The 20,999-nt window shown below is 49.0% G+C and carries 13 protein-coding genes; 6 read left to right on the top strand and 7 right to left on the bottom strand.

What is annotated here, in order from left to right; translation table 11 throughout:
* Positions 1–78 precede the first annotated feature (78 nt).
* On the bottom strand, positions 79–366 hold the full coding sequence (locus tag ACGHAD_RS00635) for a transposase (RefSeq protein ID WP_339617365.1): 288 nt from the start codon (positions 364–366) through the stop codon (positions 79–81).
* Positions 359–1,858, bottom strand: a complete 1,500-nt coding sequence (locus tag ACGHAD_RS00640) for a tryptophan halogenase family protein (RefSeq protein WP_382414007.1) — start codon at positions 1,856–1,858, stop codon at positions 359–361. The genes ACGHAD_RS00635 and ACGHAD_RS00640 overlap by 8 nt, the downstream gene beginning before the upstream one ends.
* A 215-nt stretch (positions 1,859–2,073) precedes the next feature.
* Here ACGHAD_RS00640 and ACGHAD_RS00645 point away from each other — a divergent pair, with 215 nt between their 5' ends.
* From ACGHAD_RS00645 to ACGHAD_RS00660, 4 genes are all read left to right on the top strand, one after another.
* Complete coding sequence (locus ACGHAD_RS00645) at positions 2,074–3,936, top strand: glycoside hydrolase family 13 protein (protein WP_339617367.1); 1,863 nt, start codon at positions 2,074–2,076, stop codon at positions 3,934–3,936.
* A gap of 223 nt (positions 3,937–4,159) precedes the next feature.
* Positions 4,160–6,901: a TonB-dependent receptor gene (locus ACGHAD_RS00650; protein WP_339617368.1), complete on the top strand. Its 2,742-nt coding sequence runs from the start codon at positions 4,160–4,162 to the stop codon at positions 6,899–6,901.
* A gap of 81 nt (positions 6,902–6,982) precedes the next feature.
* Positions 6,983–9,145 carry a glycosyl hydrolase family 28-related protein gene (locus ACGHAD_RS00655; protein ID WP_382414010.1) on the top strand — a complete coding sequence of 721 codons (2,163 nt, stop codon included), beginning with the start codon at positions 6,983–6,985 and terminating at the stop codon, positions 9,143–9,145.
* A 98-nt stretch (positions 9,146–9,243) separates the two neighbouring features.
* On the top strand, positions 9,244–11,223 hold the full coding sequence (locus ACGHAD_RS00660; RefSeq protein WP_382414012.1) for a glycoside hydrolase family 97 protein: 1,980 nt from the start codon (positions 9,244–9,246) through the stop codon (positions 11,221–11,223).
* An 18-nt stretch (positions 11,224–11,241) separates the two neighbouring features.
* Here ACGHAD_RS00660 and ACGHAD_RS00665 read toward each other — a convergent pair whose 3' ends face one another.
* Positions 11,242–11,817, bottom strand: a complete 576-nt coding sequence (locus ACGHAD_RS00665; protein WP_382414014.1) for a hypothetical protein — start codon at positions 11,815–11,817, stop codon at positions 11,242–11,244.
* 149 nt (positions 11,818–11,966) lie between these two features.
* Here ACGHAD_RS00665 and ACGHAD_RS00670 point away from each other — a divergent pair, with 149 nt between their 5' ends.
* Together ACGHAD_RS00670 and ACGHAD_RS00675 are read left to right on the top strand one after the other, a co-directional pair.
* Positions 11,967–12,656 carry a response regulator transcription factor gene (locus ACGHAD_RS00670; protein WP_339617372.1) on the top strand — a complete coding sequence of 230 codons (690 nt, stop codon included), beginning with the start codon at positions 11,967–11,969 and terminating at the stop codon, positions 12,654–12,656.
* A complete protein-coding gene (locus ACGHAD_RS00675; RefSeq protein WP_382414016.1) occupies positions 12,643–13,980 on the top strand; it encodes a sensor histidine kinase in 1,338 nt (445 codons plus the stop codon). The genes ACGHAD_RS00670 and ACGHAD_RS00675 overlap by 14 nt, the downstream gene beginning before the upstream one ends.
* A gap of 135 nt (positions 13,981–14,115) precedes the next feature.
* Here the strand turns inward: ACGHAD_RS00675 and ACGHAD_RS00680 are convergent, their stop codons facing one another.
* From ACGHAD_RS00680 to ACGHAD_RS00695, 4 genes are all read right to left on the bottom strand, one after another.
* Positions 14,116–15,318 (bottom strand): polysaccharide lyase, encoded by a 1,203-nt coding sequence (locus ACGHAD_RS00680; RefSeq protein ID WP_382414018.1) that lies wholly within the window; start codon positions 15,316–15,318, stop codon positions 14,116–14,118.
* Between the two features lie 296 nt (positions 15,319–15,614).
* Entirely contained in the window at positions 15,615–18,611 is a 2,997-nt protein-coding gene (locus ACGHAD_RS00685; protein ID WP_382414020.1) for a TonB-dependent receptor, read from the bottom strand.
* Positions 18,612–18,830: 219 nt separating this feature from the next.
* A complete protein-coding gene (kduI, locus tag ACGHAD_RS00690) occupies positions 18,831–19,661 on the bottom strand; it encodes a 5-dehydro-4-deoxy-D-glucuronate isomerase (protein WP_339617376.1) in 831 nt (276 codons plus the stop codon).
* Between the two features lie 11 nt (positions 19,662–19,672).
* Positions 19,673–20,878 (bottom strand): DUF4861 family protein, encoded by a 1,206-nt coding sequence (locus ACGHAD_RS00695; RefSeq protein WP_382414023.1) that lies wholly within the window; start codon positions 20,876–20,878, stop codon positions 19,673–19,675.
* Positions 20,879–20,999: the final 121 nt, after the last annotated feature.

Below are 20,999 nucleotides of genomic sequence, written 5' to 3' on the forward strand. Positions count from 1 at the left end.
GGCTAACCCCAGTGATTACTGGGGTTAGCTTTAAGCTGTTTTTTTAGTGGCGTGCCGACTTGATCAACGGATAGATGTTTACGAAAACCTCACCTCGTTTGGTTCGTCTTTATTGGCCGCCATTTTCAATACTAGATCGCGCAGTAGATCTCTTTCCGCTTTCACTTTTAGTAGCTCGTTACGCAAATGAATAAACTCGCGTAGATCGTTAGTGCTCGCTTCCGATTTTTTCAGCTCATTAATCCAGTTGTAAATAGAGCGAGAACCAATACGCAGTTTATCGGCGGCATCGCCTATCGACATGCCACCGTCAATGACCAGGTGAATCGCGTGTTTTTTGATATCATCGGAGTGTTTGCTAGGCATAATTACGGACCTTTTTATCCACGAGGTTTTTAACATACGATTGATGACAACTTAAGGTCTCGCTAAAGGTGTCGACTTGCTGCCTCAATGATCTTAAAAACACGATTAAATCGCTTTTAGGCATCTGTTCCGCCAACACATGGTAGCGTTTTGGGATAAGCCCCTGACCTATAAGTACTTGCGTCCAAGCGTTTTCATCAAATAACTCATCATTGCGCCGAGCTAGGTATCCTGACGCTAAAAATGTATCTATCCGATCTTGCAGAGACTCAGGCGCTGGCGTGGAGTGAATGTTGCGCCAAAAGTCAGAGTCTTGCCGTTGTGTTTGCCGGTAGTGAAGAATAATAAAATCTCGAATTCCCTCGGCCTCAAGCGTTGCTTGTCGATTGAACTCTGCGACATCTGTGGCTAGTATTTCTAGAGCAGGGAAAAGCTTTGCTAGACGGACCAAAGATGATTGCACCATGTGTAAGCTGGTCGACTCCAGTGGCTCTAGAAAGCCGCTGGCAAGGCCTATAGCAACGCAGTTGTTGCGCCACTGATCGCGGTAGCGACCCACTTTAAACGACAACACGTTAGGGTCGGTTATGGGGTTGCCGGGTAAGTGTTGCTCTAATGTGCGTATTGCTTGCGCGTCGCTGCCGAAGTCGCTGGCATATACTAAGCCATTACCGGTACGGTTTTGCAGTGGTATTTGCCACTGCCAACCGTTGCTATGGGCGATGGCGCGGGTAAAAGGCGCAGCCAGCTGGGCATCGCTTTGTATGGCAACGGCCCGGTTACAGGGCAGCCAATGCTGCCACGATTCAAACGGTACTTTCAGCGCTTGACCTAGCAAAAGTGAGCGCTGGCCGCTGCAGTCGATAAATAAATCACCAGATATTGTATGGCCATCGGTGAGCTTTAGTGTTTGGATGTTGCCATCAAGTGCGTTGATCTGAACATCGGCAAGTGTTCCTTCGCAATGCACAACTCCTTGCGCCAGACTGTATTTTTTTAATAGCTGGGCGTAGGCGCTGGCATCAAAGTGGTAAGCGTAGACTAAGCTTGGGTTTCCGGGGCCGGCTTTTTTGGTGCTTTGGCCAAAACGTTGTTTTTTTGCTGCCAGAGAATTGAAAGAGTAATCACCCAGTACACTGTTATCGCCCTCGGCGCGAGCCCGGAGCCAGTAGTGTACAAATGGCGTTAAGCCCATCTGTTTACCGGTGGGACCAAAAGCGTGCATATAGCGCTCATTGATTTTTCCCCAATGCTCGAACTGTATACCGAGTTTAAAGGTTGCCTGAGTGGCCGCTATAAAATCGGGCTCCGATATGCCGAGCAGCTGGTTAAAAAGTTGGATGGGCGGAATAGTGGCTTCGCCCACACCGACGGTGGCGATTTGCTTTGACTCTAACAAGGTGATTTGTACACTGGCGCCTAACACCTTCGCTAAAAACGCGGCGCTCATCCAGCCGGCCGATCCGCCGCCAACGATTACTACCTTCTTCATTTTGTTATCCGGTTATATCTAGTATGGCTTTTATGATAGTTACCGTGCCTCTGTTTAACCTTAAAGCTCCGACGGTTACAGATGGGTTACAGTGCACAAGGTTAACCCGATAGTGCGGCGCTGCGCGCGACTGTTAGCCTACTCGCTTGCGTAACCGCTTTGTAACTCAACGGCTTATAAGGTTGCCTGAAACAGTAACCTGGGTAGGCAGTAATATGAAAAAAGTAATGGGATTCTGGTGGCTGGCGGCCGCAGTTTTCAGTGCAGTTTCGCTGGCGGCGACAGGGGCGAGCCCGAACACCGTTGAATCTGACCGTACACCACAGGAGTTTGTGCCAAGTTGGGCTAAGCACGCCGTTTGGTATCAGATATTTCCTGAACGTTTTCGCAATGGTGACCCGAACAACGACCCAACCGTTGACGATATTGTCGGTGCTGATCCGGTGTCGCCGCCAAAAGCGTGGAAAGTGCATCCGTGGGGGAGCGATTGGTACCAGTTGCAGGATTATGAGCGTCAAAATGGCGAACCAGATTTACCCACCCATCTATTGCGACGGCGCTACGGGGGTGACCTGCAAGGTATTATCGACAAGCTCGATTACCTCCATGATTTAGGTGTTAACGCGCTCTACTTAAATCCCATTTTTACTTCCCCCTCACTGCATAAGTACGATGCCGAAAGTTATCACCACGTCGACCCGACCTTTGGCCCAGATCCGGTGGGCGACCGAAAGATGATCGCGACGGAGGACCCGCTCGACCCCGATACGTGGGTGTGGACTCGGGCCGATGAGCTGGCGCTGAGCTTGATTGATGAAGCCCATAAGCGAGATATGCGGGTCATTTTTGATGGGGTGTTTAACCATATGGGTATTAACAGCTTTGCCTTTCGGGATTTAAAGAAAAATCAAGCTGCATCACCCTATAAAGACTGGTTTGATGTTATCAGCTTTGACGATGAGGTGAAGGGGACAGGCTTTGATTACAAAGGTTGGTTTGGCTTTAAATCCTTACCTGAGTTTAAAGAGGACGATAACGGCTTGGTGGCCGGGCCTCGCGCTTATGTATTTGCGGCCACAGAGCGTTGGATGAACCCTAAAGGTAAAGGCGCCGCCTATGGCGTGGATGGTTGGCGGCTTGACGTTGCTTTTTGCATTGCGCATAACTTTTGGAAGGACTGGCGTCAACATGTAAAAGCGCTTAACCCAGAGGCTTTTCTCACCGCGGAAATCGTCGATACCCCTGAGAATGTGCAACCCTATATGCAGGGCGATGAGTTTGACGGAGAGATGAATTATAACTTTGCGTTTGCGGCCGCAGAGTTCTTATTTAATCCAGGTGAATCGGCAATTACCGCCTCAGAGTTTGATCAAAAGCTGCGGGCGCTACGCAATTTGTATCCACCGGGTGTTGCTTACGTTGTACAAAATTTATTCGGTAGTCATGATTCAAATCGCATTGGCTCGCACATTGTCAATCGCGGCTTTATGAACTTTCGCGATTGGAGCGAGTACCATCAGCTGTCGCAGGTGTCACAGAACCCTGACTATAAAGTGCGCAAACCAAATCAAAAGGAATTAGAGCTACAAAAGCTGTTTGTGATCTTGCAAATGACCTACGTCGGCGCCCCTATGGTGTACTACGGTGATGAAGTGGGTATGTGGGGGGCAAATGATCCGGGTAATCGAAAACCGATGGTATGGGACGATATTGCCTATAGCGACGAAACTTATCTGCCAAACGGAGAGAAAAGAGCGGCGGACAACGTTGCGGTAAATGATGACTTGCTGCGTTTTTACAAAACGCTAATAAGCGTTAGGCGCACTCATCCAGCTTTAAACATAGGCCATTACAAGACCTTGCTGGCCGATGACGAAAAAGGGATATTCGCCTTTGAGCGTCGCTATAAAAATGAACGGATTTGGGTGGTTATCAATGCCAGTGGCCGTGCTCAGAATGTGCGACTACCGAGTCAAGCGAATGCCACAGATCTGATCTCTGGGGCGACCATCGCAAACGACGAAGGGGTATTGTCCCTTTCACTAGCGGTTTCTCAAGGGTTGGTGCTAAAGCTTTAAGCCTGCATATTTAGGTGTTGTTGTTTTGTATTAACAAATCACGATCGGCGTCTTCGGGCGCCTTTTTTTTGCGGTGGAGTGTCGCTAAATCTATGAATACGTATGTAATAAATCCCAGAGTGCCCAGAAGCGGCATTTGGTAACCTTTTTGTAACCGCCGCCTCAATAGATTGGAAGACCCCAAAAACTCAAATAATTAATAATCAAATAGAGGTCAGGACAAATGAAGTCTTTCACACCTAAAGCGCTTACGGTTGCGCTAGCACTCGCCAGTATTCATGCCGCACAAGTGTCTGCGCAGCAAGAGCCCACTAACCTTGATAGCGAATCTCTGGAAGAGGTCGTGGTAACGGGTATTCGCGCCAGTTTGATAAAAAGTCAGGCGGTTAAAGAAAACAGCACCACTATCGTCGAGGCGATCACCGCCGAAGACATCGGCAAGCTCCCCGACCCGAGTATTGCAGAAACCATCGCGCGACTTCCCGGTTTGTCGGCTCGTCGGGTTGATGGTCGCGCCAGTGCAATTTCGATGCGCGGCTTAAACGAAGATTACATCGCCACCACATTTAACGGCCGCGAACAGGTCTCTATTGGTGACAATCGCGGTGTGGATTTTTCGCTGTATCCTGCCGAAATTATGGGCGGAGTAACTGTTCATAAAGTGGCCTCGGCCTCGCTTACTACTCAGGGTATTGCCGGGGTTATTGATATGCAGTCGGTTAAGCCTTTGGCAACCGGCGAGCAGGTGATTAAAATTGGCGGTTTATATGAAGAAAACAGTTTAGGTCAGCTTAACCCGGACGGTGAAGACAGCGGTTATCGGGTTACTGGATCGTATATTGATCAGTTTGCAGACGATACCGTTGGCGTTGCGGTGACGATCAACTCCATTTCGTCGCCCAACCAAGAAGAGCGTTGGAACGCTTGGGGCGGCACTGAGTGGCCCACCGACGATGCCGGCAACATTATTTTGGGCGGCGCCAAGCCCTATGTTCGCTCGGGTATTGAAGATCGCAACACCATTATGGGCGTTTTGGAGTATCAGCCGAACGATCAGCTGCACATAACCGCCGATGCGCTCTATATTGATTACAGCGTCGAGAATATCTTACGTGGGATCGAAATTCCGGCTCGTTGGGGCGCGGGCATTACCATGGACACCTTAGCCGTTGAAGATGGTTTTGTTACCGAGGGTGTGATCAATGGCGTTCGTCCAGTGGTACGTAATGATTATAGCCGCAATGACGCCGAGCTGGGTGCTTTTGGCCTAAACATTGAGTACAACATTACTGACAACACTATGGTTGAATTGGACGTTAGTCACTCGCAAGTAGAGCGCGACGGCTGGCTGATGGAATCGTATGCCGGTAGTGGTCGCGGCGATGGTGTGGGCCCGGCCGACAACATTGGCTTTACCATGAACGACAGTAACTACGGGGTTACCTTTAGCCCCGGGCACGATTACAGCGACCCGGATTTGTACATGATGGGTGGCGCATTGAGCTGGGGGGGCGGTAATACCCTGTACGATGCGGCGGATGACCAAGATGGTTTTATCTCGACTATCGATTTGGATGACGAGCTGTCCAGCTTTAAGTTGAGCGTTAGTCACCAGTTTGACGGATGGGTAAAAAGCGTTGAAGGCGGTGTCTATTACACTGAACGAGAAAAAGTTAAAAGAGATTCTGGTACCTTCTTAACTTTACCAAGCTACCCAGAGATGACCAGGGTACCGGACGAGTATTTACTGCCTAGCGCCTCGCTTGAATTTATCGGTATGGGCAACATGCTAAGTTACGACGCCTTTGGTTTTTACCAAGATGGTAACTACATCGAAACCAGTGAGGATTTGACCGCTACCTTCCGCGCGACCAACTCTTGGTCGGTGAGCGAGAGTGTAACCACGGCCTATATACAAGCAGATTTTGCTGGCGATTTGACCAATCACATCGTACTAACGGGTAACGTAGGGGTACAAGCGGTTAACACCGATCAGAGCTCAAATGGCAATGCCGCCAGTAACGATGATCAGGGCTTGGTGGTTATTACCCCAGTAAGCGGCGGCGCGGACTATACGGATGTACTACCATCGTTAAGCTTAAACCTGAATATGTTTGACGATCACTGGCTGCGTATGGGCGCGACTAAGACTATGTCCCGGGCGCGTATGGATCGTATGAACGCCAGTTTAAGTTATGGTTTTAATGAAGTATTAAACACACCTAGCGCCACTATCGAGGCCTCTCCCTGGAGCGCAAATGGGGGCAACCCAGAGCTGCGTCCGCAAGTTGCCAACACCTATGACCTTTCGTACGAGTATTATTTTGCGGCCGATGGTTATGTGTCGATTGCGGCGTTTTATAAAGACTTAGAGTCCTGGCAGGTAAGTACACGAACCGATTACGACTTTAGCGCTATTGCACCGCCCAACGGCCAAGTGGCAGAGTTTAATCAAGGTTACTACTGGCAGTGGGATAACGCTGACGGCGGCACTATTGAGGGTACCGAACTATCGGTGTCTTTGCCGGGGCATCTTATTCACGAGTCGATGGACGGTTTTGGTTTAACCGCCAGTGCCACATATCTTGATTCGAGCATTGAGGTAGAAGGGCAAGAGGCCAATATCCCCGGTTTGTCGGACTCCATGTACAACCTCACCGCCTACTATGAAAATTACGGCTGGCAGTTGCGCGCCAGTATGCGTCAGCGCGATGACTTTCCGGCAGAGCTTGGCTATGACGCCGATCCTGTTCTTATTGCAGGTAGCACAGTGGTTGATGCGCAGATTGGCTACGATTTTTCCGAGTCCGGTATCGATGCACTTGATGGGTTAACCTTATCGTTGCAAGTGTATAACTTAACGGATGAACCATTCAGCGCTTATGCGTCGGGCGATCCTCGTTTGGTGCGCGACTACCAGGTGTACGGCACTAACTATTTGTTATCGGCCAGCTACCGTTTCTAACTCTCCTCCATATTGCATCGGGTAGATCGTAGGTTTGCCCGATGCCTTTTTATTCCATTATTTGTGCAACAGGAGTCCCCTATGCGCGAGTATCGAAACCACATCCTGTTAATGGCTTTACTTTCGGGGTTAGTCGCCTGCGGTGGAGGTGGCGGGAGTGATGCGCCATCATCCGCTAACCCGCCGCCGGTGGTCGAACCCACCCCCGAGCCCGAACCACAGCCCGAGGTCACCGCGCCAAGCGTGCCAGAAACAGACGAGACCAGCCAGCAGGGTACGCGTTATCAGGCGGAGGATCAGTTTATAAGCGGCGCTGTGACAAAGAGCGAAAGCTACGTCGGAGGCTTTAAGAAAGCCGGCGATCGGGTTATTTTTTCTATTAACAGTAACAGCGCTAACACCTCTGCTATCACCATTCGTTATGCCAATATTGCCACCACTGAGCAGCCACTCGCGCTTTATCTTAACGGTCTGAAAATTCAAGACGTAAAATTTCCCAGTACCGGTGACGCTACGTGGGCAAGCCACAGTATAAATCTGGCGCTGCGCGCCGGTGTGAATACGGTCAGTGTGCAAGCCGACAACCAAGAAAATGGCGATGTATTTGTCGGATCGCTCTACGTGGCTAATGGCGCCGAGATGCCTGAGCAAGGTAAGGGTGCGGTTTATACAACCTTTGAAGCAGAACTACAGAACACCAACGCTGAAGTATTAGCATTTGATACCACTTATAAAACGCTCGCATCTGAAGCATCGGGGCGCAGGGCGGTACAATTAAAAAACACCGGCGATTACGTCGAGTTAAATAGCGAGGCAGCCGCATCCGGTTTGGTTTTGCGCTACGCAATACCTGACAGCGCCAGCGGTGAGGGCACGGTAAGCACACTTGGATTATATGTTAACGGCGAGCGACAAGATCTTGCGGTAACCTCCAAGTATGCCTGGGTGTACGGCGCTTTTCCCTATAGCAATAACCCCAGTGATGGTGAGGCCCATCGCTTCTATGATGAGAGTGCATATCACGTCAGTATTCCAGCCGGTGCCACTGTGCGTTTACAAAAAGACGCACAAGATACCGCCGCCTACTATACGCTTGATTTGATCGAGCTAGAGCAGGTGCCGGCGCCTATCGAGCAACCCGAGGGTTATATCAATCTAGCCGAAGCGCCGTACTTAGCGGATACGAGCGGCACCGCCGATGCTACCAGTTTGCTTAACGAGGCTATTAACGACGCCAAATCCGCGGGCACCGGTGTGTATATGCCGGCGGGGCAGTACAGTATTACTAACCGAGTCTCTTTAAACGGTGTCCATATTCAGGGTGCAGGTATATGGCACACCCGTATCATGGGGCGTAATGGTAAAGGTGGATTCTTTGCCACCGGAAGCAACACTAGGTTAACCGATTTTAAAATCATCGGCGATGCTACCAGCCGTCGCGACAGTGAAGATCACGCCGCCATTGAGGGTAACTTTGGCACTAATTCGCTCGTGCAAAACATCTGGGTAGAGCATATGAAAGTTGGTGCCTGGATTGCTAAAGGCACCGATGGTTTATTAATGATCAATGGTCGTGTGCGGGATACGTACGCCGATGGCTTTAACTTTCATCAGGGCGTACTAAGAAGCCAAGTAAGTCACTTTAATGTACGCAACAGTGGCGATGACGCTTTTGCCATGTGGTCAGAAAATGGCACCAGTGCCACCAATACGGCGAATGTGTTTAGCTACAACACGGCGCAATTACCAATGCTGGCCAATGGTTTTGCTATTTACGGTGGCGACTCAAATAAGCTGCTTAACAATATTGCTATGGATACTGTGGTGTCATCGGCGGGCATTGCCCTGAGCCACCGCTTTAACCCCAAGCCTTTTAGCGGCACAACGGTGGTTGTCAACAATAGCCTATATCGCACCGGGGGGTGGGATTACGGTTGGAATACCAGTTTTGGCGCATTGTGGGTTTTTACGGACGGAACTCCAATTACAGGAGCTATAAAGATTGATCACTTAACCATTAAAGACGCCGTGTACGATGGGGTGTTGGTGAGTTACGAACAAGCCGTTGATGCGCTGCAGCTCTCCAATAGCCAGATTGACGGCGCCGGGAGCATGGGAATAAAGCTTGCTGTGGCGGAGGGGGAGCTAACGCTTGAGAACGTAACCGTAGCAAATACCACCGATGTAGCACTTGATAACTGGGGTATGAATATCATCGAAGAAGGTAGCAATAGCGGATTTTGATGTATCCAGGTGGCCCGTTGTCGGGTCGCCTATTGTGTGTTTGTTATAAAAAATACGGAGATAAACTTTTGCGGCGTTTTATTACACTGATAATAAGTATGCTGGCCTTGGCTGGTTGTTTGGGTGGCGGTAAAACGCTTGAAGTCGTATCGCCAGATAAACACTTGGCGGTACAGCTGCATTTGGATGAGCGAGGGGAGTTGTTTTATCAGGTGCGACGCGACGGTAATGCGATAATTACCCCCTCAAAGCTAGGTTTTAGCTTTAAAGGACATCCACCACTCGACAAGTTTGAATTAGTCGATGCAAAGCTAAGCTCTTACGATAACACTTGGACTGCAGTGTGGGGTGAGCGTAAGCGCATTATCAATAACTACAATCAACTGTTTGTCGAGTTTAAAGAAAAGCGTGGCGACCGGCAGCTTAACGTCAGGTTTCGTTTGTACGATGACGGCCTGGGATTTCGCTATGAATTCCCGCAGCAGTCAGCGTTTAAATCATTCGTGATTATGAACGAGATGACACAATTCAACCTGGCAGAAGATGGCACAGCCTGGTGGATTCCGGCTGATTACGATAGCTACGAAAAGCTCTACAAGACCAGCAAGGTATCGGAGTTACGCCAGGCACAAACACCGCTTACCATGAAAACGCCGGCCGGCCAGTACGTGAGTATTCATGAAGCTGCGTTGACCGATTACGCCAGCATGACGCTCTCTCATCAAGGAGAGTACAACCTAAAAGCTGAGTTAGTGCCTTGGCAGGATGGTACTAAAGTAAAAGCGGCTACACCTTTTCAGACGCCTTGGCGAACATTGCAAATCACCGATAACGCGCGCGGTTTGTTGCAATCAGATTTGCTGTTAAATCTTAATGAGCCTAGCCGTATTGATGATGCCAGCTGGATAGAGCCTATGAACTTTATCGGTGTATGGTGGGGCGTTCATATTGGCGTACATACTTGGCAAGAGGGGCCGCGCCATGGCGCTACCACTGAACGGGCTAAACAATACCTCGACTTTGCCGCCGCTAACAACATTGGTGGTGTGCTATTTGAAGGTTGGAACAAAGGTTGGGATAACTGGGGTACGCGCGAGGCTTACTTAGTACCGACCGACGATTTTAATTTACAAGAGGTCGCCGCTTACGCCCGTGCAAAAAACGTCAGTATTGTTGGCCACAATGAAACAGGCGGCAATGTTGAGGCCTATGAGCAACATGTTGAAGAGGTTTTTTCGCTCTACCAAAAACTGGGTATTCGGGTGGTAAAAACTGGTTATGTCGCCGAGCAGGGTTTTAGCAATGGTGAGCATCACCAGGGGCAATGGGGTGTAAATCATTACCGCCGTATTGTTAAACTCGCGGCTAAATATCATATTATGCTCAATGTGCACGAGCCGGTTAAAGATACGGGTATTCGCCGGACCTGGCCTAACATGATGACGCGTGAAGGGGCGCGCGGCGGCGAGTGGAATGCCTGGAGTGCGGGAAATAACGCTAACCATACACAAATTTTACCCTTTACCCGGCTCTTGGCCGGGCCTATGGATTACACCGTAGGCATCTTTGATATTGATTACAGTCGATTTTCGGGGCAGCGCTACGATTGGTCAAACAAGCCGCAAACAGGTCAATTCCGGGTACACACAACCCTAAGTCATCAGCTGGCTAACCTCGTCACATTATACAGTCCGTTACAGATGATGGCGGACATGATTGAAAATTACATAGATCACCCTGCGTTTAAGTTTATTCGCGACTTCGACCCGGATATAGATGAGACACAAGTCTTAGATGGTGAGATTGGTGAGTATGTCGCCATCGCCCGGCGCAGCGGCGATGTGTGGGTGTTGGGGGCCACGACCGGAACGAGTGCGCGAAGGCTATCCTTACCATTGGATTTTTTGCTGCCAGAAAAACAGTATCAAGCCGAGATTTATCAAGACACAGCGCAAACCGATTGCGCCGCTGGGGCCGAGAACTATGAGATCGTCACCCGTACGGTCACTGCCTCAGAGGTACTAAATTTGCAGCTGGTTGAGTGTGGTGGCGCGGCTGTTAGATTTACCGCTTTGTAGCGATGGCCTGTTGCGATGTTACTCGACTAAAGTGACATACAGGAGTGCCGTTGGGTGAAAGTCTTGTGAGGTAATTTTTACCTTGACGTTTAAGGCTTTCGCCGCAACGGCTTTTGGTAACTCAAAGTAAATATCTCGTGAGTCAACATAGTGTGTTAGGTGCACGATAGCGCCCTCGAGGGGAATCCCAAATTTTGATTGTTCATTGGTGGCCTCGGCCACAGCCACGCCAAATTCGTTTTGCCAATCGATACTGGTAATTTTAAAGCGAGCACCCCAGTCATCGACTTGCGTTTTGGCAACGTTTACGCCGTATATTTCATAGGTATTGGTTAGGCTGTTAAAATGCAGCTTATTTTTAGGGTTGGGCGTCCAGCCGGTAAATGAGTTGGGCATAAATAAATCGTACCCCAGCTTATAGCCCACTGTCTGGTTAAAGGTGCTTAGTGTTACCACTGGTGTATACTCGGGCTTAATCGTCCAGCTTTGGTGCCACGCATTATAAGCCGTCACCATTAGGGCGGTAATAATAATTATTCCTATCGCCGAAAAGACACCGGCTGAGCGGGAAATGGGCAAGTGAAGCGAACGCATGTGTGACCTTTATTATGTGCAGCGACCATAATGTAACGTAAATAAGCAGTTAAGTGGTAGTGCATACGAATGCAACGGTAAATAGGGACATAAATAACCACAATAATGCCTTTTACCCTCACTGCAAACGGCAAAGGTTTCTAGATTATATGAATACACGGGTATTGTTGATAGAGGACGACCGCAACCTCGCGGAGTCCATTTTGCACTATTTAGAGCTCAATGAGTTGGTTTGTGACTTCTGTGAAGATGGTAACCAAGGCTTAAATTTAATAGCCAACAATGCTTACGATGTGATCGTCAGCGATGTGAATATGCCCAAGCTGGACGGCTTTAGCATGTGCCAACGGGCGCGCAAAGAGGGTAACGCTACGCCCATTTTATTGCTGACGGCCAATAGTGAACTCAATGATAAGTTACAGGGCTTTGAAAGCGGAGCGGATGACTATCTTACCAAGCCGTTTGCCATGCAAGAGCTTTTAGCTCGCATCACTGCGTTAGCCAAGCGCTCTAGCGGCAATGCGAAAGTGCTGAAGATCGCCAATTTGGGGTTAGAGGTAAATCTTGATGAGCGCTGGGCTAAAAGAGAGGGCGTCACCTTACAACTTAGCCCATCAAGCTGGGTTATTTTAGAATTGTTAGCGCGTGCTTACCCCAAAGCTGTTAGCAAGTCAGACTTAGAGTTTGCCGTGTGGGGTGATCAACTGCCCGACAGCAATGCATTAAAAGTACATGTGCATCGCTTGCGTCAACGTTTAGATAAACCATTTTCCTGTGCCATTGTGCAAGTGGTAGCCGGGTTTGGGTTTCAACTGAAAAAACCTGATGGACAATTATAAAGTTAATCCGTTTAAACAAACCTTTGCCGTCATGGCGGGGGTGTTTCTATTTATTATTGGCTACTTTGTCTACTCGTCGGTGAGCTACCATCACAGCTTAATAAAATCGAAGAGTGAATACCTACAAGGCTTTACCGAGCGCTCATTAACTCGTGTCAAAGCAAATCCGCACTGGTATTTAGATGGCGAGCAACGCGTTATTGGTGATAAGAAAACTCGATTTATTACTCAGCCAGAACAGTTGGCTGAGTATATTGGTTTTCAGCCAGAAAAAGACGAGTTAAAAGTAGGTGTTATTAACCTTTTTATTACTCAGTTTCGCGGTCTATTTTCGATATCTGATTTCTTGCTTATTTATCCGTTTATTGTTGACGGCAAGACCTACTACTCCTATTTTTCACTGACGCCCGAGGTGGTTGACGCCGATCTTACCTCGCATTTAAAGGCGCGGCTTCAGCCTGCGGTGTTTGCTGCTGTTTTTTTGGTGGCATTACTTTTTGCGATTCAGTTTAGGCAATTACAGCGGGTAAATAAACTCGTGACCGATCTGGCACAGTGGGCAGATAACTTGTCCACTAAGAGAAACTTCCAGCCCTTGCCGAAAACTCAAGGTAAGAGCATGAATTACATTGCGCATACCATGAACGCGAGTTTGGCGACTTTTAGTAATCTTCTGGAGAAAGAATATTCTTTTGCGCGATTTACCAGTCATGAGTTAAGAACTCAGGTGGCTGTGTTGTCGGCCAATATGGAAATACTAGAACTTATCATGAAGGATTTAAATGATGAGGAGAAGCGGGTGTTAAGCCGCATGTTTATTGCGGTAGAGGATATGAAATATCAAACCGAGGCATTGTTGTGGCTCAGTAAAGAGACCGAAAACTCGATAGATATTACCGAGTTTGATGTTAACGATGCTATTGAAAAAGCCATCAGTGAAAATAATCATATTATTAAAAGTAAGCCCGTAAAAATTATTTGTACGGGTAATGCTAGTTATTTTAAGTCCAACCTCGTGCTGTTTCAAATAGCGGTTAATAATTTGGTTCGCAACGCCTTTCAGAACACCGATGAAGGTACAGTTCACATTGCCATCTCTAACAACGGTTTCTCGATTGTTAATACTAACGCGACTTCTATGGAAGAGCGCGACCGAAAAGATGGTTTTGGTATAGGCTTGATTTTAGTCGAGCGTATTGTTGAAAAGCTAAACCTTGCCTATAAGGCGGAAAACCTCGTTAACGGTCGGGTTGTTGAGGTTACCTTTAAGTCGAAACCGGAACGCGGCGATATTGCTAATAATGATGATTCTACGTCGGCGTGATTGTGAACGGCAATACCTCACAAGAATGTCCGTCGTATCCAGAGCGTGAACGAGTGGGCTTTTGTCTGACTTGTATCGCGAGTTGCGCTAACACGCTATCAATAATCGGTAGAGTGTTAGCGCATCGGTGGTACCCTAAAGTGCGCGAATTTTTAGATAGTGGCAGCCGTTGGCGGATTCAATGTTTAGTGTCGTTCCTGTCAGTGAGTCGGTCGCCTCGTAATTATCTGGTACAGTTAAGCGGCCGCTTCCGTCCACAGAATGAATGGTGCCTCTAAAGTTGCACGAGGGCTGGCTGTCGCTGTCCCAAACCGCAAAGGTTTTTCCGGTGAGGTTAGCGTTAAACTGTAAGCACGAGGTGTGATTTAGGTCTATTTCGTGTTTTTCAGAATCGTTAGGGATGGTTGCGCAGTTGCCACTATGGTTAGTGCTAGAGCTGCTGGATGAACTGCTTGAGCTGGATATTGAACTCGAGCTACTAGAGCTACCAGTATCGGGCAGAGCTGTCATGCCGATCGGGTTTGTCGAGACAATAAAATCATCGTAAATGGCGTATACATCAGAGGTGGGCTGCCATTGGCTAACGGGTGCACTTGAGCCGCCAAAAAAGGTCGAAAAATACAGATGGTTTAACTGGGTATTGCCGTGCCCTAGTGCCCGCACACCCGAGTTGTCAGTGTCGTCGCACACCAGCGTGCCGTCCAGCCAGCCTTGCAGTATGCCGTCGCGTTGCCCGGGGGTGTTAAGTTTTTGACGTATTTCAATGTGATGCCACTGTCCGGGAATAACTCGAGCGTGGTGGCCTGCGTCGTCCCAAAAAATCCGGTAAGGCTCGGCGCCCGCACTGTTGTTCACTTCATAGCCGTGCACATAAAATTCTAACGTGCCGCCTTCGCGCCACATCAGCCGGGTGGTAAAGCCGTTGTCGCCGTAGGGGAATTCGGTGGCGCCACCTAAGCCCGGCATTTTTCCGCCTTTTACAAAATCGAAGTTATGGTCGAATTTAACCCAGTAAGACATATACATTTCGTCGCCACTACGGGCTAAATCTGTCTCCCAAGTGGCGCCACTGGGGGTCGATTGATTGCTGTAAGCGGGGTAGGTGATTCTGGCCGCTTTGCCGGTATGGGCGTCGCTAACAATGCTAACCCGACCTTCATCTGGCCCTTTAGCGTAGCGTGTATCCCAAGATTGTTTAATGTCACTATCATTAGCGTTGCCAAGGTTTAGTGATTCAAACCCGTTGGCATAGATGATGTCTGCCTGTGTGTTGACTGCCAGTATGCCTTGCGTAAACGTGAGCAAGAAAAGATATTTTAGCGGCGTGTATCTAGTCATGGTAAGTTCCTTTTTATCGTTTAACTTAGAGGTATAAAAAAGCCGGTGCAAAGCACCGGCAAAAGAGAGCCACATACGCTAATGGCTGTTCGACAAAGGTGAGGTTTACAGAAACTTATATTGCAAAAAGAGTACGTAGGTTTTGCCATCAAAGTGGGTGGCTGCCAAATAACATCTTCATCTAAAGTTTCTGTTAGATTGAAGGTCAGCCTCAAATTTGAGGCTGACCTGATGACTGCCAATCTGTGAGGCAGCAGTGGACCAAGCCCAGCTCTTTCAAGTTAATATTCCTTAACTTAGAAGCGGTAACTCGCACCAAACGTAACTCTACGATCTGGGTAACCTGAGAAGCATACTGGGCCAGATTCAGATACACAGGTTTGAGTAATTTCTTCTTCAGTTAAATTCACAGCTTCAACGCCGAAACTTAACTGATCGGTAACGGCATAACTGATGCTAGCATTTAGCTGACCTCTGTCATGAGTATAAACAGGGAAGCTAAAGGTACTACTACCACTGGTATTGGCACCGCCGCCAAAGTCTTGCGTACGGAATGCTTCCCGCCAGGTGTAGCGCATTCTTGCAGAAAGACCGTACTTCTCGTAGTAAGCGGTAATGTTGTAAGCATTTTCCGAGAAGTCTAATAGACCACGCGGGAGAGTAACCTCACCAAGTACGGTCAAGCCACGGCCGGATGTCGTATCTTCACCTGTATCACCGCTAAACTCTTGTATAGTGTAGTTAGCTAAAATACCAAAACCAGATGCCCAGCCCAATGAATCTTCAAAATCTGCAAGATCATACTGGAACTGAAGCTCAACACCTTTCTGTTTAGTGGTTCCTTCAACATTTTCAGGCCTAGTAAAGTCAACACACAAACCTTGAGAGTTAGGGTCACCAAAGGTATTGGGTATCACTTCCGGGTTCCAGATGCCACCATCTTCACAGGGCCGTGTAGCGTCGCGCTCCAGGCCACCGGTGGTTGTATCGCTAGGGTATAACGCTGCGCCTTCATAGTATGAGCCAAATAGGTTAGTACGCTCTTTATGGAAGTAACCGATGCTGACTAACCCAGATGGTGCAAAATACCATTCGGCGGCAATGTCAAACGAGTCGACTTCTTCAGGCTCAACTCCCGGATTACCTAAACTAACGGCACTGTTCTCAGCTTGGCTAAAAGAATAACCGATTCTGACGTCATCGAAACTAGGGCGTCTGATATCAGAGCCGTAACCGACGCGAACCAGAAAGTCGTCAGTGAGTTGAGCCTTCAAGTTTAAGCGAGGTAACAAAAAGTCGTAATTGCTGCTAGTAGTTGTTAGAGCGCGTTCAGCACCGGCTATAGATGGCTCATAGCCTGTTGAGTCAATATCAGTTTCTAAATACCGAAGGCCCACGTTACCCGAAACAATACCAAACTCAAAATTTGCTTGAGCATAAAGCGCTGAAGTCTCTTCTTCAATTTTGTAGTATGGGTCTAAATCCTCTTGCAGGTTCAAAGAGGTGGCACCCGTACCCTCAGGATAAAGTTCTCTGTTCGCTGCGAAAGCTTCCTCAAGAGCCGCGATAGTGCCATCTGGATCAGAGAATGAGCGATCTGGATCAATCAACAGAAAGTTTTTAATGAACAAATCTCTGCCATCCGCATCGCCGTAGTTATCAGGGCCTTCTACAAGCAGGTCTTCAAATAACGTACCTCGTGGTGCGTCCATCAACTTGCTAAAGTTGCCAATCTTATCCTTAATGGATACATGCTCCCCGGTAGTATTATTGTACCGGTAACCAAAGTCTACAGTGGTAACGCCAAAGCTATCCACATCATAAGTGAAATCTAAACGAAACTGGTCGTCAGTGTTGTCTTGCGTATCATGACTTACATCTAACGCACGAAGCACCACATTGTTAGGATCAGTTAACTGCTCGGGAGTTGGCGCATATTCATTTTCAAAATCAATACCAAATGCTAGTGAGCCACCGGTCAAGTCATAGATATACGGTACGCAGTTATCGGCACCGGTGCTGGTAGTAATGGCATCAGGATCTGCCCCGCCCTGTAATGGGCAGTTGGGGTTTATGTAGTTCAATGTGGTATTTAGTTTAGGTGTTGTCGTATCTGAGTTGGAGCGTGCCAGCTCGAAACTCGCTTTTAACTTTTCTCCTTGCCACTCACCGGAAAGTCTAAATAGTTCTGTATCGGTAATGCGAGAATTTGTTTCACTGACGAACCGCATGTTTGGGTCATCATCGTCATATGCGAGATCCGGAGAGAGGCGGCCGGTTAGTGCCGCCTGAACCACGCCATTATTACCGACATCCCCGATACCAAAGTCGACCGTTTCGAAGCTGTCTGGGTAACTGATTGCTCTTAAGTTACTTACGCCTGAGGCTTCAATTTTGTACGCGTCACGGCTTCTTTCTTGATTGTTAATGATAGCATCAAAAGAGAATTTTAACGCATTGCTAGGTGCCCACTCGAAAGTAGATGCGAGGTTAACAGTTTCATAGTCATCGTTTTCCTGCTCTTGCACCATGAACTGAATGCCAAGAAATTCTGAGGGATTTTTACCCTCAAAATTGTTAATGTTGTCACGGTCAACACGTGGGCGGAATGACAGAGCCTCTTGCTCAGTGTAACTACCGCTGACTACAAACCCAAAATCGCCAGCGCTGGTTTCCCAGTTGTCGCCATAGGCGCCCGCAAATCTAGGCTTAATTCCCTCTGTGCTTAGGCTGCTGTGTTCGCCTTGAGCTCTGATAAAACCTAAAGTTTCGCTTAAGTCTAATGGGCGAATGGTTTTTAGGTTAACGGTGCCACCTACAGAGCCTTCAATTGTTTTCGCATCTGGCGATTTAGTTACCTCAACTGCTGCAATAATCGCTGGGTTAATATCTTCAAAATTAATACCGCTACGACCACTACCAGAGCCTACTGTTGAAACACCATTGATTTCGACACGGTTGGCGTTAGTACCGCGAATTTGAACACCGGTACCAACACCCGCTGTACGGGTAATTTGAACACCTGTGATGTTCTCCATTACTTCTGCCAAGTTTTGGTCAGGAAGCTTACCGATATCGTCAGCGATGATGACTTCAACTAACTTAGGTGACTCACGCTTCGCGTCGATGGCACTTGCCAGCGATGCACGGATACCCGTTACGACAACCTCTTCTAACTTCGGTGAATCTGATTGGCCTTGAGCCGTCGCACTAGAGGCGGCGAGGGCGATTGAAACACCGAGCATGGATTTTTTGAAAAGTTTTAAATGCGGCTGAGATGTTCGTTTTTTCATATGGAGTCCTTTATCTACTTTATATTTATTAGTTTTGTGTGGAGGTGCCGAAACAGTCGCTGGGCGGCGAGTGTGGGCACTTGTCCTATATCGCGTTAACCATCAGGTCTTTGCCGACAAGCCGTTGTAGATCGGCCGTGGTTGGAATGTAGTTGCAGGTGGCAGGGTTGTCAAGCGGTAAGGCCGATAATTGTGAGCTCGTCCCTGAGCGCTTTCGACCTAAGAAATGTCGCTGATGGGGATGTGATCCATGTCATCAAACGTTTGGTTCTCGCCGCCCATGGCCCAAATAAAGGTGTAGTTGGTGGTGCCCGCACCACTGTGAATCGACCACGCCGGTGAGATAACCGCTGTGCCTGCGGCCAATACCAGGCTGCGGGTTTCGCTCGGTTCGCCCATAAAGTGAAACACCCGATTGTCGTCGTTGTACTCAAAGTACATATAGATTTCGCTGCGACGACGGTGGGTGTGAGGCGGTTTGGTGTTCCAAACACTGCCGGGCTCTAGTTCGGTAAAGCCCATAACCAGCTGGCAGCTGTCGACGATACCGGGTCGAATCGACTGGTTGATGACCCGGTCGTTGGATTCGATTGCGCTGCCCAACTCGATATGATGTGCATCGGCTTTGCTGACGTGGGTGGTTTGGGTGGTGCGGTGTGCCGGGTAGCTGACAATGTAATATTGCGCGGGCTCTGAGGGGTTAACACTGCTAAAGCTGATGTCTTTGCTCTCGCGGGCAATATAGAGCGAATCTTTGTACTGCATCTTGTAACTGGTGCCGTCTACCTCGATGGTGCCGGCGCCGCCGATATTGACGATACCGACCTCCCGCCGCTCGCAAAAATAATCCGAGCCCAGCTCTTTTGATTGTGGCAGGCCCAGTGGCTTATCTTGCGGCACGGCGCTGCCGACAATGGCGCGGTCGACATCGGTATAGGTGAGCACGGTCTCACCGGGCGCGAATAAATCGTCGACCACAAAGGCCTGCTTTAATTCGGCGTTGGTCATGCGCTTGTAGCTGTTAATGTCAGCGGTGTAACGTAATTTCATGGGTCACCTGTTTATGGTTTGCTGGGTGTTAGCGTAAAAGGGTGGTTTAACTGCTCGATCTCGTTGCGCAGCAGGGATTTAAATTCGTCGGCAGATTGCGGGCCATTTGGGTGTGCCGACCAGTAGGCACCAAAGTAGTAGTGCACCGCTTGCGGCTGGTTGTTTAATACCACGAGCTCATTGGCAGCGTCGGTCTGGAATGAATCAAACGCGCTCATGGGGAAAAAAACCGCCATGCCTAAGTCGTCGTCATTGAGGCTCTGATTGCCAAAGGTGGCGATATAGCCCCATTTTCCGTCGTCTGGTGCGTAAGTAAGCACTTGCACCCCGTGCTTGACGATGCCGGTGGCGAGCTGCGCCAGAGCATCGGCGGTGACATCGACACGGGTTAGGTGAGAGCCGGCGCGAATGCGGTAGCGGGTGGTTAAATCCAGGGTTTTATCGCCCATCGACCAGCCGCTGTGAGTAACGGTAGCGCTCGACTGCAAGGTGCCGTCCGCAATGCTGACAGTCATATTTTGCACCGGGTCGGGTTTAATGAGTGCGTTATCGACCCAGGCACCGACGGCGCCAATCCCCAGTGAGGGCCCCACTTTTAGAACATCCATGCCCCAGTCGGACAAGCTGTGATAGTCGCCGCCATCAAGGCCGGTATCTGCGAGCGAGAGGCCATCTTTAACCTTGCCAAAAATATCGACGGCGCCGCGATGGTCAAAATAGTAGCGGTAGGCAACTTGCTCTGACTCCCAGCCGAAACCTTCGTACTTAAATAACTTGTTGCCGATACTATGGCTGGGGGGCAATTGCATTTGGCTAACGGGATGATATTGCCCGCCGCTGTAGTGGCCTTTGTCGTCTACCTGCCCGCCCACGCGCACGGCGAGCTCGGCGTAGGTTTGTTTCGGGTAGCTAAGCTCGGGCTTGCCATTAATCAGCTGGTGCACCGCGATATCGGTGTGCTTTTGGGCATCTAACTCAAGGGCTACGAGCAGCTCGGTCGCGGTTGTCTGGCTGGGTATCTCGGCGCCATTGGCGGTTACCAGCAGGTCGCCTTGTGGCGCGCTCTTTAGAGGAATGGCCAGCACCTGTTGGCGGGGCTGATCGAGGGGGTTGCCGACAGTGTAGTGGGAGATGTTTTCCGTCGCCGGGTAGGCGAAGCTGTGCGAGTGTATTAGCGCTGCCAAAACTGCTAGGGATGTAGGTATAAACCGCTTCATTCGCCTTGTCTCCAATGATTTATAGTTAGGTCATAGACTTTAGTGAATGAGGAATATACTATAGGATTATTGGTATTACCACATTACCAGTTGCCAGCAAGGCATCATTAAGGCTTTATTG

This window comes from Gilvimarinus japonicus (assembly GCF_042847215.1).
Taxonomy (GTDB): domain Bacteria; phylum Pseudomonadota; class Gammaproteobacteria; order Pseudomonadales; family Cellvibrionaceae; genus Gilvimarinus; species Gilvimarinus japonicus.

Excerpts from the sequence above, each read along its gene's own strand:
- ACGHAD_RS00680 (WP_382414018.1), bottom strand. The coding sequence starts at position 15,318 with ATGACTAGATACACGCCGCTAAAATATCTTTTCTTGCTCACGTTTACG.
- ACGHAD_RS00635 (WP_339617365.1), bottom strand. The coding sequence starts at position 366 with ATGCCTAGCAAACACTCCGATGATATCAAAAAACACGCGATTCACCTG.
- ACGHAD_RS00645 (WP_339617367.1), top strand. The coding sequence starts at position 2,074 with ATGAAAAAAGTAATGGGATTCTGGTGGCTGGCGGCCGCAGTTTTCAGT.
- ACGHAD_RS00655 (WP_382414010.1), top strand. The coding sequence starts at position 6,983 with ATGCGCGAGTATCGAAACCACATCCTGTTAATGGCTTTACTTTCGGGG.
- ACGHAD_RS00650 (WP_339617368.1), top strand. The coding sequence starts at position 4,160 with ATGAAGTCTTTCACACCTAAAGCGCTTACGGTTGCGCTAGCACTCGCC.
- ACGHAD_RS00670 (WP_339617372.1), top strand. The coding sequence starts at position 11,967 with ATGAATACACGGGTATTGTTGATAGAGGACGACCGCAACCTCGCGGAG.
- ACGHAD_RS00660 (WP_382414012.1), top strand. The coding sequence starts at position 9,244 with ATGCTGGCCTTGGCTGGTTGTTTGGGTGGCGGTAAAACGCTTGAAGTC.
- ACGHAD_RS00640 (WP_382414007.1), bottom strand. The coding sequence starts at position 1,858 with ATGAAGAAGGTAGTAATCGTTGGCGGCGGATCGGCCGGCTGGATGAGC.
- ACGHAD_RS00675 (WP_382414016.1), top strand. The coding sequence starts at position 12,643 with ATGGACAATTATAAAGTTAATCCGTTTAAACAAACCTTTGCCGTCATG.
- kduI (WP_339617376.1), bottom strand. The coding sequence starts at position 19,661 with ATGAAATTACGTTACACCGCTGACATTAACAGCTACAAGCGCATGACC.
- ACGHAD_RS00695 (WP_382414023.1), bottom strand. The coding sequence starts at position 20,878 with ATGAAGCGGTTTATACCTACATCCCTAGCAGTTTTGGCAGCGCTAATA.
- ACGHAD_RS00665 (WP_382414014.1), bottom strand. The coding sequence starts at position 11,817 with ATGCGTTCGCTTCACTTGCCCATTTCCCGCTCAGCCGGTGTCTTTTCG.
- ACGHAD_RS00685 (WP_382414020.1), bottom strand. The coding sequence starts at position 18,611 with ATGAAAAAACGAACATCTCAGCCGCATTTAAAACTTTTCAAAAAATCC.